The sequence below is a fragment of the Thermogemmatispora onikobensis genome, from assembly GCF_001748285.1.
Taxonomy (GTDB): Bacteria; Chloroflexota; Ktedonobacteria; order Ktedonobacterales; family Ktedonobacteraceae; genus Thermogemmatispora; species Thermogemmatispora onikobensis.
The window spans coordinates 1-15456 of the sequence record NZ_BDGT01000042.1 but is presented as its reverse complement, the minus strand read 5'-3'; the positions used below and the strand labels follow the sequence as shown (position 1 = coordinate 15456).

Annotated in this window: 12 protein-coding genes; 9 read left to right on the top strand and 3 right to left on the bottom strand. The window is 62.7% G+C overall.

Annotation, left to right across the window (positions count from 1 at the left end):
• Positions 1 to 108: 108 nt before the first annotated feature.
• Positions 109 to 1794, top strand: a complete 1686-nt coding sequence (locus BGC09_RS16705) for a DUF4129 domain-containing protein (protein ID WP_069805374.1) — start codon at positions 109 to 111, stop codon at positions 1792 to 1794.
• 505 nt (positions 1795 to 2299) lie between these two features.
• Here the strand turns inward: BGC09_RS16705 and BGC09_RS16700 are convergent.
• Positions 2300 to 2968 carry a transaldolase family protein gene (locus tag BGC09_RS16700; protein WP_069805373.1) on the bottom strand — a complete coding sequence of 223 codons (669 nt, stop codon included), beginning with the start codon at positions 2966 to 2968 and terminating at the stop codon, positions 2300 to 2302.
• Between the two features lie 4 nt (positions 2969 to 2972).
• Between BGC09_RS16700 and BGC09_RS16695 the strand changes: the two genes are divergently transcribed.
• Together BGC09_RS16695 and BGC09_RS16690 are read left to right on the top strand one after the other, a co-directional pair.
• Positions 2973 to 4055: a methyltransferase gene (locus BGC09_RS16695; protein WP_176728957.1), complete on the top strand. Its 1083-nt coding sequence runs from the start codon at positions 2973 to 2975 to the stop codon at positions 4053 to 4055.
• A gap of 2 nt (positions 4056 to 4057) precedes the next feature.
• Positions 4058 to 5668 (top strand): amidohydrolase, encoded by a 1611-nt coding sequence (locus BGC09_RS16690; protein WP_069805371.1) that lies wholly within the window; start codon positions 4058 to 4060, stop codon positions 5666 to 5668.
• A 62-nt stretch (positions 5669 to 5730) separates the two neighbouring features.
• Here the strand turns inward: BGC09_RS16690 and BGC09_RS16685 are convergent, their stop codons facing one another.
• Positions 5731 to 6276, bottom strand: coding sequence for a protein-tyrosine phosphatase family protein (locus BGC09_RS16685; RefSeq protein WP_069805370.1), 546 nt, complete (start codon positions 6274 to 6276; stop codon positions 5731 to 5733).
• A 232-nt stretch (positions 6277 to 6508) separates the two neighbouring features.
• On the opposite strand from BGC09_RS16685, the gene BGC09_RS16680 reads away from it, so the two are divergent.
• Positions 6509 to 7684, top strand: a complete 1176-nt coding sequence (locus BGC09_RS16680; protein WP_069805369.1) for an aminotransferase class I/II-fold pyridoxal phosphate-dependent enzyme — start codon at positions 6509 to 6511, stop codon at positions 7682 to 7684.
• An 84-nt stretch (positions 7685 to 7768) separates the two neighbouring features.
• Here BGC09_RS16680 and BGC09_RS16675 read toward each other — a convergent pair whose 3' ends face one another.
• On the bottom strand, positions 7769 to 8833 hold the full coding sequence (locus tag BGC09_RS16675) for a LacI family DNA-binding transcriptional regulator (RefSeq protein ID WP_069805368.1): 1065 nt from the start codon (positions 8831 to 8833) through the stop codon (positions 7769 to 7771).
• A 574-nt stretch (positions 8834 to 9407) separates the two neighbouring features.
• On the opposite strand from BGC09_RS16675, the gene BGC09_RS16670 reads away from it, so the two are divergent.
• From BGC09_RS16670 to BGC09_RS16650, 5 genes are all read left to right on the top strand, one after another.
• A complete protein-coding gene (locus BGC09_RS16670) occupies positions 9408 to 10931 on the top strand; it encodes a sugar ABC transporter ATP-binding protein (RefSeq protein ID WP_176728956.1) in 1524 nt (507 codons plus the stop codon).
• A 13-nt stretch (positions 10932 to 10944) separates the two neighbouring features.
• Entirely contained in the window at positions 10945 to 11985 is a 1041-nt protein-coding gene (locus tag BGC09_RS16665; protein ID WP_069805367.1) for an ABC transporter permease, read from the top strand.
• Positions 11982 to 13169 (top strand): ABC transporter permease, encoded by a 1188-nt coding sequence (locus BGC09_RS16660; protein WP_069805366.1) that lies wholly within the window; start codon positions 11982 to 11984, stop codon positions 13167 to 13169. Before BGC09_RS16665 ends, BGC09_RS16660 begins: the two co-directional genes overlap by 4 nt.
• 198 nt (positions 13170 to 13367) lie before the next feature.
• Positions 13368 to 14354 carry a rhamnose ABC transporter substrate-binding protein gene (rhaS, locus tag BGC09_RS16655; protein WP_069805395.1) on the top strand — a complete coding sequence of 329 codons (987 nt, stop codon included), beginning with the start codon at positions 13368 to 13370 and terminating at the stop codon, positions 14352 to 14354.
• Positions 14355 to 14611: 257 nt separating this feature from the next.
• Positions 14612 to 15456: L-rhamnose isomerase (locus tag BGC09_RS16650; protein ID WP_141727831.1), on the top strand; the 845-nt coding region annotated here is incomplete at its 3' end.

Sequence of the window (15456 nt, the reverse complement as noted above, 5' to 3'; positions counted from 1 at the left end):
GCAGGGGAAAACTTCAGAGGTGAGGGCTGCTCTCGCCCAGAAGGCGACTCGCTGTTGCAGAGCACGTCGCAGCGCAGGCCGTCTCGGCCTGCTGCGAGGGGGAAAGGCGTGGGCCAGAACGATCCATTGAATGGGGAGCGCCAGCCGCCAGATGATCTATTAACGCGCATCGCGCTCGCGGAGCGGCGGCGCCGCAGGCGTCTTTCGCAGAGTACCGCCTATCTACCAGCCGTACGTACAACGGGTGAGCGTCTGGTCGCCTATCTCTGCCTGGCCCTTGAGGTCTGCGCTCTGGCCGCCTGGCTCCAGGTACTGGCTGAGCTGCATCTCTTCATGAGCACCTTCCCACTGTTCCCCCTCTGGGCGCTCTTCCCGCTCGGCGCGGCTACCCTCTGGCTCACACGCCTTGCTGAGCTGCGCCTTGTACGCCGCACGCCGCCGCTCGACGAGTTCGACCGTCCTGGCGAGCCCCTGCCGGGCCGAGGTCTCATTGTCGGCTTGCTGATCGCCAGCACCCTTTGTCTCTGCTGGCTCAACAACTATGCGGGAGCCTTTCCCCTCTACCATCCGGCCTGGCTACTCGCGCTGGGCCGCGACCTGCTCGCTCTACGACCTGCCGCCTACCGCTGTCTGGCCATTTTCCTCTGCGCCACGCTGCTGATCTGGCGGGGGGCGAGGCGCGCGCGTCAGGAGGCGGAGCCTGCGCTGGTGCGTCGAGCCTTCATCGGCAGTGGCCTGCTGCTCTTACTGGCGATCCTCGTCCATCTTGGGCCTGGTAGCGAGACTGATCACGCTCTGGCCAGTGCGGGCACGCTCGTTTTCTTCCTGCTCGTCCCGCTCTTTATCTACGGCGCGCTCTTAGCGCAGGCGCTGGCGCAGGCCATCGCGGAGCGCCGCCTCCATCCTCTCGGCCTGGAGGGCAGTGCTCAGGAACAGGAGCAAGCCATCCTGCTCTTCTTCCTGGGCCTGGGCCTGCTCATCGCACTCCTCAGTCTGGCGGTTGTCGTCCTGGCGGGGGCCAGCCTCTTGGAGGTCCTCCACCGCGAACTGACGCTTCTGGCGATCCCGTATGATTGGCTTGTGCGCGGCCTTGCCCAGCTCATCGTCTGGCTACTCTCGCCGCTGGTCTGGCTGCTGCAGGCTCTCCATTTTCAAAGTCACGAGCTGGTCATCCATCCGCCGCGAGGACCAGGCCAGCCGGGCCTGAGACCACCAGAAGAAGGCGCGGACCTGCCAGCGAGCCTGCTGCTGGCCAGCCGCCTCCTGGTGCTGCTCTTCTTGCTCCTGATCGCCGTTGGCTGCGTTCGGCTGGTCGGCAGAAGCTTGCGCCAGCGGCGGGTGCGCCTCTATGAGCGAGGGGAGCTAGAGGAGCGCCATGAGAGCCTGTGGTCGACAGCCCTCTTCTGGGGCCAGATCTGGGCATTGCTGCAGGCCCTGCTGAGGAGGATGCAAGAGGTACTGCTGCGCGGACGGCAGGCGGCGAGTGCGCGCTGGCGCTTGCAGCAAAGAGCACGACATGAAGCGACAAAGAGCCTGGCGAGCATGCGGGCCATCTATCGGGCCCTCCTGGAGGAGGCCCGGCAGCAAGGGTATCCGCGCCTGCCCAGCGAGACGCCCCTGGAGTATCGGCAGCGTCTGGAAGCCAAGACTCCTCTGGCTGATCCGCGCCTGGGGATGCTCACAGGGGCTTATCTGCCGGCGCGCTATGGCCGGCAAGAGCCTGAGACCGCGCGGATGGCTCAGCTGCGCGCTTGTTGGGAAGAGGTGCGCAATCGCTGGCGCCGGCGCCGATAGTAAAGGATCGCGAGATCGGCGGCAGCGCGGGGCAGCGTCGAAGGAAGATGGATGAACCGGAGGCAGGCTGAGTGGCGGGTGAGAGAGCGAAGCCGGTCGCCAGGGGAGTATAAGCGGGCGTGGTCGTTCGTGAGAGAGGGAGGAGATGAAGGAGCGCTGAGGAGAAGGGGAGAAGGCGGGACGAAAAAAAGCCTGAAGGGGAGGCGCCCTTCAGGCTTCCGAAGTAACCACCCTCACCACGTTGCGCCGATCCGTGTCGAGCAAGTAGTAGTAGTGAGATGACGGAGAACTGCCCAGAGAGACGTGCCACCCTGCCACGTTACCTGACCCCAGGAGTCCCGTTTCTCTACTATCCCCCCCCACGTGTGCCTCGCGCCCGCGGAACCGTTCTCTGAAGCTCGTTACGCCTACATAATAGCGCGCTCAGATGACAATCGCATGAACGTGTGGGGCTGGGCTATGAACATTCTTTCATCGATAGCGCGTGCTGGTAGAGCGTCAACGATTACAGTTTGTTCATCTTCTCCCAGTCGCGATTGAAGCGCTGGATGGCCTCCTCGCTGAGGGGATCGCTGATCAAATCGAGCAGTACCTGGGGGGGAGCGGTCAGGTCGTGAGCGCCGGCCAGCAGAGCGCGGGCGGCCTCCTCGGGAGTCTTAATGCTTGCCACCAGCACGCGCGTAGTTGCTGGCTCCTGAGCGCGGCAGAGCGAGGCCATCTGAGCGATACGGGTGGCGGCATCGATCCCCGAGCGTTCCAGGCGGTTGTAGTAGGGGATGACGAAGTCGGCGCGCACCTGAAGAGCGCAATAGGTCTGGGGCACGGTTGTGACGGCGGTAAAGGCCAGCGCATAGCCCTGGCTACTCAGGCGGCGGGCCACGCGCATTCCCACCTGGTTCATTGGAATTTTAGGAATAACGCGCTCGGGGGCCATTTCGATGTAGCTGAGGGCCTCGCGATACATCTCCTCTTCCTCGTTGGCGCCGGGCTGCATGAAAACATGGCCGCTGAGGGCCTCCAGCAGCGCCTCCAGCACCTGGCGGGGCGAAAGCTGCTGACCGCGCTCGCGGGCGGCCAGCAGCAATGTGGGGTTAGTGGTTGCGCCGGACAAAGGTACCGTGCGGGCCACATTCGTGATATCATCTATGAAAGCAGTATCAACGTAGAGGGCCATGCGTATGCTCCATCCTCAACTCTTAGCTGACAACGTTCCTTTGCAAGCTGAGCAGCGCTTACTGATCTTGAATTCAGCGGCGGACCCCTTTGTCCAGGTGGCCGCGCGTCAGCTCAGCCGTGGGCGAATCATCCTGGCAGAAGACAACGTCGGCGCCCTTGAACAAGCGTACGCTGCCCCTGCCCGCAGCCAGTTACAACATATTCCTTTCCATGAGTATACGCGAGAAACTTCGCCGAATACCATAGATGTAGCGGTCATGAATCTGCTTTATCAGCCCTCCAAAGCCTGGGTCTACTATGGGCTGGAGGCCGCGCGCTACGCCCTCAAGCCTGGCGGGCGTCTCTATGTGACCGGTGCCAAGGACCGGGGCATCCTCTCGATTGCGCGACGGATGCGCGAGTCCTTTGGCAATCTGGAGACGGTGGAGATCAGCAAGGGCTGGCGCGTGGTAGCGGCGGAGAAGACCGCCGAGACGCCTTTGCCGGCGGAGCCGCCGGTCTGGCCGCAGCGCGAGGTCTTTGCCGGCGGTGAGCTGGACGAAGGGACGCGCCTCTTACTAGACTCGCTGGAGGTCTACGTGACCGATGTGGCGCTCGACCTGGGTTGTGGCGCCGGCTATATTGGCCTGCATATTGCCGAGCGTGCCCGCAAAGGCAGCGTCACCCTGGTTGATGCCAGCCTGGCGGCGGTGGCTCTGGCGCAGCAGCGGCTGCAGGAAAAGGGTCTGAGCAATGCCCAGGCCCTGGCCAGCGATGCTACCAGCGCCGTGACTGGGCAGCGCTTCAGTCTGATCGCGACCAATCCCCCGTTCCATGTCTGGGGGGTGAATACGAAGGCCGTCGGCGAGCGCTTTATTCGCGAAAGCGCTCGCCTTCTGCACCATCGACGTGGGCGTTTCTACCTGGTGGCCAATCGCTTCTTGAAGTACGAGCCGGTGCTGGAGGAGTGCTTTGAGGACGTGCAGGAGGTCGGCGGCAACAGTCGCTACAAGGTCCTGCGCGCTACCTCGCCCCTGCGCCCTGGACGGCGCGGCGAGCGCGAGCGTGTTGATGAGCTAACCCAACTCTATAAAGGATGGCGCTGAGCATGAGCCGCATCGCCTATCTCAACGGCAATCTCTATACGATGGACGCGGCCCGACCCCGGGCGCAGGCCCTGGCGGTCGAGCGCGAAAGCGGGCGTATTGTGGCGGTTGGAGACAATGAAGAGGTACGGCGGGCCGCTGGAGCGCAGGCCGAGCTGTTCGACCTGCGCGGCAAGACCGTGCTGCCGGGCTTCATCGATGCTCATATTCATCTGCAGGCCACTGCTTACCGGTCCCATGACATCGATGCAGCGGCCTGCACGAGCGCCGACGAGGTGGCGCAGCTGGTGCGCGAGCGCGCGGCCCGCACGCCCCTCGGTGAGTGGGTCGTTGGCAGCCAATGGGATCGCAATCGCTGGCCGGGGCGCGCCTTTCCCACCAGAGCGGTGCTTGATGCAGCGGCGCCCGAGCATCCCGTGGCCCTCTGGAGCAAGGACGGCCATCTACTCTGGGTGAATTCGCTGGCTCTGGAACGAGCGGGTATCAGCGCCGAGACGCCTGATCCACCCGGCGGTGCGATTCTGCGCGATGGCAGCGGCCAGCCAACCGGCATCTTGCAAGAAGGGGCGGCGATGGAGCTGGTCGCGCGGCTCATTGCTGCGCCTTCTCCCTCGCTGGCATGCCAACTGCTAGAGGAAACCTGTGCAGCGCTCCTGCGCTCGGGCATTACAGCCATCCACGACATCGAAGATCGTGGAGTCTATGAGCTTCTGGCCTCCCTGCGCACAGAGGGACGGCTACCCCTGCGCGTGCGCATGATCCTTCAGCGCCATCCTTTGCCCGAGCTGCGGGCCGGTCTGCTCAAGGCGGACGAAGAGGATGCCCTCTTGCGTATTGGCGGAATCAAGATCTTCGCCGATGGTACCCTTGGTTCGCAGACCGCCGCCATGCTCGAAAGCTACGAGGGTAGCCCCTCAAACTATGGGATTCTGGCTACGCCCGAGGAGCAGATGCGGACCCTGGTCAGGGAGGCCAGCGAGCTAGATTTGATCATCGCCATCCACGCTATTGGCGATCGCGCGGCCCGTGTGGCGCTTGACGCCATCGAGCTGGCTCAGCATCAGCTCGCCGGGCAGGGCGGGAGCATGGGCAGGCGTCTGCGCTATCGTCTGGAGCATGTCCAGCTCATTCACCCCAGCGACCTGGAGCGGATGCACCGTCTGGGCGTGATTGCCTCCGTGCAGCCTTACCATGCCGTGGCCGATCGGGACATCGCCGAACGCTACTGGGGGGCGCGCCATCGGCAAGCCTACATCTACCGCACCATGCACGAGCGTGGTATCCCGCTCGCCCTTGGTTCGGATGCGCCCGTCGAGCTATTTGAGCCGCTGCGCATCATCTACGCCGCCGTGAAACGCACCGATCCCGAAAGTGGGCGTCCCTCCTGGCTGCCGGAGCAGGTCCTGCCGCTGAGGGCGGCCCTCTATGGCTACACCCTTGGGGCGGCCTATGCCGGGGCTGAGGAAGATGACAAAGGCTCGCTCAGCGTCGGCAAGTTCGGGGACGCCGTGGTCTTGCCAGAAGATCCCTTCCAGATTCCGCCCGAGCGCCTCGTCAGCAATGGCATCCAGGCCACCATCGTTGGCGGCCTGCCGGTCTACGGAGAAGTCTAGCCCTGGCCCCTGACTGGGATCGCCAGACCGCTGCCCTCCGTGGGCAGCGGCCCATGCCCAGCTCAATCCAGCTCGGCTCCGGCATCGTCGAGGAAAGGCTGGCCCTGCTGGCGATAGTAGCGCTCCAGGGCCTCGATCCATTCTAGCTGCGTCGCCGTCTGCGGCACAAAGCAGCCACGGGCCGACGACAGCAGGCCCACGGCCAGCGGCACCGAGTAGCCGGCGCGCACCAGCAGGGCGGCGGCGATCATAGCCGAGCGCCCGATGCCGAGACGGCAGTGGATGGCGATATGGTGACCGGCGCTCAGCAGGCCATACAGCTCGCTCAGCAGGTCCTGAATGGCGCCATCCAGCGGCGGCCCCTGCAGATCGGCAATCGGGAAATGGAAATAGCGCACCCCCTGCTCCCGGCAGGTCTGCGCCTCGTGCTGCAGGCCAATCTCTTCGATTTCCTCGCCCGTCAGCAGCGAAACCAGCACATCGACGCCAGCGCTGCGCAGCATCTTGATGGCCTGCTCCAGCAGCGCGCCGCCCGCTGGATGGCCCATGATGCTCAGGCGCTGATCCTTCAACAAGTCAACGGTGTACAATCCTCTCACCACAGCCATCTTGCTCCGTTTGACTTCCTGGCAGATACCAGACTGGCCAGATCCGACAGAGATGATAAGACCCAAACAGAAGAGCCAGCTCTCCGGCGCCAGACTGCCCCGACGAGGCAGCTTCAGGTCAGGCTCCGAGCGAGAGCACGCGCCTCCCTCCCCCAGGGCGGCGTATACTCGGAGTATACCAGAGAGGTATAATAGTCTCAACTGATCAACTCTTTTTGAGGAGCATACAGGCATGGCTACTGCTGCTCGGCGTGTAGCGAGCTTTGGGACCACTATTTTTACGGAGATCAACGTCCTGGCGCAGCAGCACAACGCTCTCAATCTAGGGCAGGGGAAACCCGATTTCGATACTCCTCCCGACATCATTGCCCGCCTGGTGACGGCCTTGCAGGCCGGCCAGTACAACCAGTACGCCCCGGGGCCGGGCACAGCCTCGCTGCGCCGCGCCGTGGCTGCCCATGCGGCGCGCTTCTATGGTCTGGAGATCGACCCTGAGCGCGGCGTCATCGTGACGGCGGGCGCCACCGAAGGGATCTTTGCCGCCGTCTTGGGCCTGGTTGATCCTGGCGATGAGGTCATTGTCATCGAGCCATTCTACGATTCCTATGTACCCAATATCCTCATGGCCGGCGCCACGCCCGTCTATGTCCCGTTGCATCCGCCTCGGTGGACCTTCGATCTCGCGGAGCTGCGCGCCGCCTTCACACGCAAGACCCGCGCTCTCATCCTCAATACACCGCATAATCCCTGTGGGCGCGTCTTCACACGCGAAGAGCTAACCTGCATCGCCGAACTCTGTATTGAACACGATGTCACCGTGATCGCCGACGAGGTCTACGAACACCTGGTTTTCGACGAGGCGCGTCATATTCCCATTGCCACCCTGCCTGGCATGTTTGAGCGCACCGTGACGGTCAGCAGCTCGGGCAAAGCCTTCAGTGCGACCGGGTGGAAGATCGGCTGGGTCTACGGCCATCCAGACCTCGTCGACGGCGTCGCCCGGGCCCATCAATTCATCACCTTCGCCGTGCACCATCCCACGCAAGAAGCCATTGCCTACGCCCTGAGCCTGCCAGATAGCTACTATCACGGCCTGAAGGAGCTGTACGAGCACAAGCGCCAGCTGCTCCTGCAAGCGCTTGATGCCGCGGGCCTCCCCTATCGTGTACCCGAAGGCACCTACTTTGTGCTGGCCGACTTCTCGCCAGTCTTCGACGGCACCCCGCTCGAATTCGCGCGCTATCTCATCAACGAGATCGGCGTCGCTGGTATTCCTCCTGAAACCTTCTATTGTCCAGAACACGCCCACATCGGGAGCAACTATCTACGCTTCTCCTTCTGCAAGAACGACGAGACCTTACTGCAAGCAGGCGAGCGCCTGGCGAAACTGGCCACCAGGCGACGTTAAGAGGGAGAAACGTAGACAGGGGAGGTAAGCAGCGAGCAGAGAACGAGGCGAAGCAGAGGCAGCGGCAGGCAGACAGACAGGCGCTCAGGGGGAGGTGGGAGAGACAGGCGGGCGCGTGAAATAGGAACCCTGCGGACGACGGTAGCTGCTAGATTCGCGCACGATCAGCTCGGGCTGGTAAGTAAGTTGGCGGTGCTCGTGGGTCGAGGGATGATCGGCCTCATCCAGGAGCAGTTCGGCAGCGCTGCGGCCAAGCTGATACTTGGGCTGGCGCACCGAGGTCAGTGGCGTCGAGAGCATGCCGGCAAAATCAACATCGTCGTAGCCGACGAGCGCAAAGTCGCGCGGGATCGCAAAGCCGCGCCTGGTGAGGCCGCGCATGACTCCCAGGGCCAGCAGATCGTTAGCGCAGAAAATCGCTGTTGGGCGCTCGGCCTCGCTCACACTCAGAATCTGCTCGACGGCGCGCTCTCCCTCGCGGGCATTCAGGAAGGGCCGTGCCACTTCTAAGATCACCTGGGCCGGATCAGCACCCGCCGCACGCACCGCCCGCTGTACACCCTCCAGGCGGTCAGCACATTGGCGAATCGACTGCGGACCGTTCACAAAGGCGATACGCTCGTGTCCCTGGGCCAGCAGATGCTCTGCCGCCAGCTCGCCCCCATGTACATCGTCGACGGCCACCGAGCACAGATCGGGCTGCCGACTGGGGCGGTCCAGCAGGACCACAGAGATGCCGCGCTTGCGCAGGCGATAGAGGTGGGTAGGGTCATCGAGCACAGGGGTGATCAGCACCCCGTGCGCGCGCTGCTCTTCCAGCACACGCAAATAATGGGCCTCGCGCTCGAACGAATCGTCTGAATTGCAGAGAATGACGACGTAGCCAGCCTCGCTGGCTGCATCTTCGACGCCGCGCGCCACTTCGGTAAAGAAGGGATTCGCCACGTCGAGCACAACCAGGCCGATATAGAGGCTGCGCCCGGCGCGGAGCTGGCGCGCCGAGCCATTGCGCACAAAGCCCAGCTCGTCAATGATGCGCTGCACACGCTGCCTTGTCTCTTCTGCTACCAGCTCGGGATGATTCAAGACGTTAGAGACGGTCCCGAGCGAGACACCGGCCCGCTCGGCTACCTCACGAATACTTGGCATGCACGCACTCCGTAGACAGAAGCGAGATCCATCAGGAAAGAAAGAAAGAAAGAAAGATGATAGTAATGATAAGGCAAACCCCTGATGCCGCAGGCAATCTGGCTGTCGCTCCTCTCAAGCACAGGCAACTCCTGCGCGCTGGGGTGGGGTCTCTTCGCTATGTCATCCCGGTCGAGTCGAAGCCTCCAAAAAGAAGAAGGACCTCGACCCGCCCTCCGGGCTGCTGGCAGTCAGGAGCGCCGCGGAAGCCTCTTCCTCTGCTGACTGACCTGACTGCATCACAAAATAGTATGCCACAATTGTCTGCCCTCTGGCTATCTACCTGGCCGTCCGCCTGGTGGCCATCTTTCTGCCGCGCACCCGCCAAACAAAGGCGCGTTTCCCCTTGACAATCGGGCTGGCCTCGATTATACTCTCACCATTGAAACGTTTCAATCAGCAGCCGGCCCATATACCCCGGCCAGGGCGGGCCAATGACCAGGCCCACTGACTGGCCGATTGCCTGATCGTCGGACTGATCAGCGGATAGAGTGTAGAACTGATCGTCAGCGAAAGACACTCACCAGGGGGAACTATGGAAGTTGCCGCGCCGCAGGCGGCGGTGCCCGTAATCGAGCTGGTCGGCGTTAGCAAGCGCTTTGGTGCCATTCAGGCCCTCAAAGAGGTGGACTTGAGTCTCTATGCGGGCGAGGTTCATGCTCTGGTGGGCGAAAATGGTGCCGGCAAAAGCACGCTGGTAAAGATTCTGGCAGGCGTGCACCGCCCCGATCGTGGTCTCCTCAAAATCAACGGCGAGGCGGTCGAGCTGCGCAGTCCCGCGCAGGCCCAGGCCGCAGGTATTGCTGTCATTCATCAGGAACCGACCCTTTTCCCCGATTTGGACGTGGCCGAGAACGTTTTCATGGGCCACCAACCGCGCGATCGCCTGGGGCGCATTGATTGGCGCCGCATGTATCACGAAGTAGAGCAGCTACTGCAGTCGCTGGGAGTCGAGCTGAATGTCTATCTGCCGGTGCGGGGTCTCTCGGTAGCTGATCGGCAGTTGGTAGAGATTGCGCGGGCCTTATCGCAGGATGCCCGTGTTTTGATCATGGATGAGCCGACGGCGTCGCTCTCGCCGCGCGAGGTCGAGGACCTCTTCGCCATTGTCGAACAATTGCGGGCGCGGCAGGTGGCGATTCTCTTTGTCAGCCATCGCCTGGAGGAGGTCTTTCGTCTGGCCAGCCGCGTGACGGTCTTGCGCGACGGGCAGCGCGTCATCACAGCTTCGGCTCAGGCTCTGACCGCTGAAGAGATCGTTCGCCACATGGTAGGGCGCGAGCTGGCGGCCCTCTTCCCCAAGGAGGAGGCGGCGATCGGCGAAGTGGTGCTGGAGGTGCGCCATTTGACCCGTGCCGGCGTCTTCCGCGACGTGAGCTTCCAGCTGCGACGTGGCGAGATCCTCGGGCTGGCTGGTCTGGTCGGGGCGGGTCGCACCGAGGTAGCGCGTGTACTCTTCGGCATCGATCAGGCCGAGAGCGGCCAAATCCTGGTTGACGGGCGCCCGGTCAGCATTCGCTCCCCGCGTGATGCCATGCGTTATGGCATCGCCTATGTTCCCGAAGATCGCCATCAGCAGGGCCTCGTCCTCGATTTCTCCATTGCCAGAAATATGACCCTTTCTATTTTGCAGCGCGTCGCGCGCTTCTCGCTGATCAGATCGCGCCAGGAACTGAAGATCGCCGCCGACTACGCTGAGCGTCTGCGCGTGCGAGGGGGGCGCCTGACTCAGCCGGTGCGCGCCCTCTCGGGCGGCAATCAGCAAAAGGTGGTCTTGGGCAAATGGCTGGCGACCGAGCCACGCATCCTCATCCTTGATGAGCCAACGCGCGGCATCGACATTGGCGCCAAGGCCGAGGTCCATCGCATCATCTCCGAATTAGCCGCGCGCGGTCTGGCCATCCTCCTGATCTCCAGCGAGCTACCAGAGATTCTGGCCATGTCGGACCGGGTGCTCGTCATGCACGAGGGCCGCGTCAGTGGGCTGTTCAGTCGCGCCGAGGCCGATCAGGAGAAAGTCATGCTGGCAGCAACGGGACAGAACAGACAGAGCAGATGAGCGAGGTAAGGGCATGAGCACAACAACGACCCGTGTTGAAGAGTCGCGCTGGCGCGCGCGTTCTGGCGGCAAGCGTCTTGTAGCCCTGGTGGGCCGCGTGCGAGAGCTGGGCCTGATCGTCGTGCTCCTCGTCATTATTGCCCTGGTCGGTCTGCAAACGCCCCGCTTCCTGACGCCGGGCAATTTCGAACAGATTCTGCTCTCGATCGCCATCCTGGCTATTGTCGCGGTCGGCGAGACAATGGTGATCCTGACGCGCAATGTAGACCTCTCGGTTGGCTCGACCGTCGGCATGACCGCCTTTGTCTGCGCCGACGTCCTGAAGAACCATCCGCAGACGCCAGTGATTCTGATTGTCTTGCTCGGCTGCCTCCTGGGGGCCGTGCTGGGGGCGATCAACGGCCTGATTGTGGCGCTGGGACGGGTGCCGGCCATTGTGGCAACCCTGGGGACGCTCTATCTCTACCGCGGCCTCGACTCATATATCGCCGGCGGCACGCAGGTGAGCGCTTACGACGTGCCAGATAGCTTCCTCTCCCTGGCCACCACCCATATTCTGGGCATCCCGGCCCTGATCATTTTTGCGGCGGCCATCGCGCTGCTCTTTGCCTATCTGCTACGGGCCGCTCGCACCGGTCGCGAGCTATATGCCCTGGGGAGCAATCCCGAGGCGGCGCGCCTGGCTGGCTTGCGCAGTGAGCGTTTGATTTTCCTGACCTTTCTGCTCTGTGGCCTCTTGAGCGGCTTCGCGGGAGTGCTCTGGGGAGCGCGCTTTGCGACGGTCGACTCGGGGGCGGCCACTGGCCTGGAGCTGCAGGTGATCGCCGCGGTCGTCGTCGGTGGAGTGAATATCTTCGGCGGCTCCGGGACCATCCTGGGGGCGATGTTGGGCGCGATCGTGCTCGGGACGATCGATAATGCTTTGACCTTGCTGAGGCTATCGCAGTTCTGGCTGCAGGCGATCGATGGCGCTGCTATTCTGGCAGCGGTGACGCTGGATGCTCTGATTACGCGCTGGCTCCAGCGCCGCCTGCTCAGTGGGAGGCAACGATGAGCGATTCATCCGAAGGCAAGAAGCGGCCTGCGCTCGGTCTCGAAGCGCCCTCAGCGGCTGCTCCCTCAGCCTCCGTTCTGGCAAAAGAGGAGTGGCAAGCAGCGGCCTCGGGCGGTGGTCTGGCTCGTCTCCCGGCCTGGGTGCGCTCGTGGGAGGCGCTGCTGCTGGTGCTGCTGGTACTGTCTCTGGCGCTGGGAAGTACGCTCTCGCCCTATTTTCTAAGCCTGTCCAACTTCTCGCTGCTGATCGGCGACATGATGGAGAAGGCCCTGATGGCCCTGACCATGACGCTGATCGTCATCGCTGGCGAGATCGATCTCTCGGTGGCCTCGATTCTCGGACTGGCCAGCGTCGTGCTGGGCTATACCTGGAGCCACGGCTGGCCGCTGGGTCTGGCCATCGCCCTGGTCTTGTTGATTGGGGCCCTTTGCGGCCTGGTTAATGGTCTGGCGGTCACGCGCCTCGGCCTGCCGTCGCTGGTGGTCACGCTTGGGACATTGGCTCTCTTTCGCGGCCTGGCCTATGTAGTCATGGGCGACCAGGCGGTGAGCAATTTCCCGCCGGCCTTCACGAACTTTGGCTTTGGCACGGTCCCGGGCACTCTGATCCCCTGGCCGTTCGTACTCTTCGTGGCTTTGGCGCTGCTCTTCTCCTTGCTTTTGCATCGCAGTACGCTGGGCCGGCAGATCTATGCCATTGGCAGTAACAAGGAGGCGGCTCGCTTTGCCGGTATCCGCGTTGACAATATCAAGTTGCTGCTCTTTGTCCTCTCGGGCCTGGTAGCGGCCCTGGCCGGTGTGGTCTTCACGGCGCGTTTCTCCAACGCGCGTGCTGATAACGCCCTCGGCTTTGAGTTGGATGTGGTGACGATTGTCCTGCTGGGTGGAGTCAATATCTTCGGTGGCAGCGGCAGCCTGCCCGGCGTGGTGCTCTCGCTCCTGATCATCGGAGTGCTGCGCAATGCGCTGGGCCTGGCGGATATCAGCGGCGATATCCAGAATATTGCCGTGGGCGCCTTGCTCATCCTTTCGGTACTGGGACCTAATGTGGTCCGGCGTTTGCAGGAGGCGGCCTCGCGCAGGCACGCGGCTGCCGAGGGGCCTGCTGGCGGGCTGGCCCCCAGCGCGCGCGCTGCGCCTGAAGAGACAGGGGCTGCTGCCCGCGAGGGAAGGCAGCGCCGCTAGCTCGACTGGCCTGATCGGGCTGGCCCGGCGCTGACTCGACCCTCGTCTGGGGTGGTGCTCTGCCCTGTCTCGGGATAGATGTGTTGGTTGTCATCACCACTACCACACCAGGACGCTCCGCTTGTGGGAGCGTTGGTAAGGAGGAGGAAAACAGTGAAGACGCTGTTGCGCACACTGCTCAGCGCTCTGTCTGTAGCAATGCTGCTGATGCTGGCTGCCTGCGGTGGCAGCAGCAGTAGCGGGAGTGGCAGCTCGGGCGGAGGCTCCCCTTCGCTCAATGTTGCCTTTCTCCCCAAGGCGATCAACAATCCCTATTTCGATACCGCGGCCAACGGCGCCAAGCAGGCTGCCTCAGAGCTGAAGGGGCAGTTCAAGCAGGTTGGCCCGACGGAGAATAGCGCAGCGGCACAGGTGCCGTTTATTAACACGCTGACGGAGCAGCATGTGAGCGCTATTGTGGTCTCGGCCAACGATCCTAACGCCCTGGCGCCGGCCCTCAAGCGCGCGATGCAGCAGGGAATTAAGGTGGTCAGCTATGACTCAGATGTCGCTTCCGATGCGCGTCAGATCTTTGTGAATCAGGCCAATTCCGAGGATATCGGGCGGATCGAGGTCCAGATTCTGGGAAAGCTGATCAACTATAGCGGCGATATCGCCATCCTCTCGGCGGCCAGCACGGCCACCAACCAGAACACCTGGATCGGGTACATGAAGGATGAGCTGACGAAACCCCAGTACAAGAATATGCATCTGGTCAAGATTGCATACGGTAATGATGATGACCAGAAGAGTTTCCAGGAGACCCTGGGGCTGCTGCAGGCTTACCCCAACCTCAAAGGGATCATTTCGCCGACAACGGTCGGCCTGGCTGCCGCGGCGCGCGCTATCGAATCGGTAGGCAAGGGCGGCAAGGTCATGCTGACCGGGCTGGGGACACCGAATCTGATGCGCAAGTATGTCAAGGATGGGACGTGCCCGGAGTTTGCTCTGTGGAACCCTGCTGATTTGGGCTATCTGGCCTACTATGCGGCAGCAGCCCTGGTGGAGGGCAAAATCACCGGGAAGCCGGGCGAGAGCTTCAATGCTGGCAAGCTCGGCACGAAGACTATCGGCCCCAACAATGTGGTCCTGCTCGGTCCGCCGACGGTCTTTAATAAGGACAACATCGATCAGTTCAACTTCTGAGGCTGCTGAGGGCGTCGCGGCGCAGCCTGCACTGCGCAGGCTGTGCCACCTGCTCTGATCTGACCTGGACCCGGTCGGGCTGGCCGGCGGAGCGGCCTGGTGCCCGCGGGCATCGTCCCGTGGCTCGCTGTGCCAGCCCCGAGCTAACGCTGTGTCGCGATGTGAAGGAGGTTCGCTTGAAGCAGGAACAGGATCAGCCGACCACTGGCACTGGCCACGCTCAGCTCGCCAGCGAAGCATTACCAGAGCGGCGCCATGTGCTGGAAGCTATCAAAGGCTTTACCATCGAGACGCCTTCCTGGGGCTACGGAGACTCAGGAACCCGTTTTAAGGTCTTCCACTGGCCTGGGGCGGCCCGCAATTTACGCGAAAAGCTGGCCGATGCGGCCCTGGTTCATCGCCTGACGGGGGTCTGCCCGCGGGTGGCCATTCATATTCCCTGGGATAAAGAAGACGATTGGGCGGCAGTCAAAGCCTATGCCGCCGAGCTAGGCGTGCGCATCGGAGCGGTCAATCCCAATCTCTTTCAGGATGAGGAGTATCGTTTTGGCAGCCTCTGCCACCCTGATCCCGCGGTGCGCCGTCGCGCTGTGGAGCATGTCCTGGAGTGCATTCAGATCGCGCGCGAGGTGCAGTCAGATACAATCAGCCTCTGGCTGGCTGATGGGACAAACTACCCCGGCCAGGACGATCTGCGAGCCCGCAAGCACCGCCTGGAGGAGACTCTGGCCGAGATTTACGCCGCTCTTGCGCCCGGTATGCGCCTTTTGATCGAATATAAGTTTTTTGAGCCGGCTTTCTACCATACCGATCTGGCCGATTGGGGGATGGCCTATACCCTGGCGCGCAAGCTGGGGCCGCAGGCGCGCGTCCTGGTTGATACCGGGCATCATCCCCAGGGAACCAACCTGGCCCATATTGTGGCTTTCCTTCTTGATGAGGAGATCCTGGGTGGCTTCCATTTCAACGATCGGCGCTATGCCGATGATGACCTGATTGTCGGCTCGCAGCATCCGTTTGAGCTGTTTCTGGTCTTCAATGAGCTGGTCGCTGCAGCCAGTCAGCCCCAGGCGCCGCGCATCGATTACATGATCGATCAGTC

Coding starts and splice junctions, on each gene's coding strand:
- BGC09_RS16700 (WP_069805373.1), bottom strand. CDS start 2,968: ATGGCCCTCTACGTTGATACTGCTTTCATAGATGATATCACGAATGTG.
- BGC09_RS16695 (WP_176728957.1), top strand. CDS start 2,973: ATGCTCCATCCTCAACTCTTAGCTGACAACGTTCCTTTGCAAGCTGAG.
- BGC09_RS16690 (WP_069805371.1), top strand. CDS start 4,058: ATGAGCCGCATCGCCTATCTCAACGGCAATCTCTATACGATGGACGCG.
- BGC09_RS16685 (WP_069805370.1), bottom strand. CDS start 6,276: ATGGCTGTGGTGAGAGGATTGTACACCGTTGACTTGTTGAAGGATCAG.
- BGC09_RS16680 (WP_069805369.1), top strand. CDS start 6,509: ATGGCTACTGCTGCTCGGCGTGTAGCGAGCTTTGGGACCACTATTTTT.
- BGC09_RS16675 (WP_069805368.1), bottom strand. CDS start 8,833: ATGCCAAGTATTCGTGAGGTAGCCGAGCGGGCCGGTGTCTCGCTCGGG.
- BGC09_RS16670 (WP_176728956.1), top strand. CDS start 9,408: ATGGAAGTTGCCGCGCCGCAGGCGGCGGTGCCCGTAATCGAGCTGGTC.
- BGC09_RS16665 (WP_069805367.1), top strand. CDS start 10,945: ATGAGCACAACAACGACCCGTGTTGAAGAGTCGCGCTGGCGCGCGCGT.
- BGC09_RS16660 (WP_069805366.1), top strand. CDS start 11,982: ATGAGCGATTCATCCGAAGGCAAGAAGCGGCCTGCGCTCGGTCTCGAA.
- rhaS (WP_069805395.1), top strand. CDS start 13,368: ATGCTGCTGATGCTGGCTGCCTGCGGTGGCAGCAGCAGTAGCGGGAGT.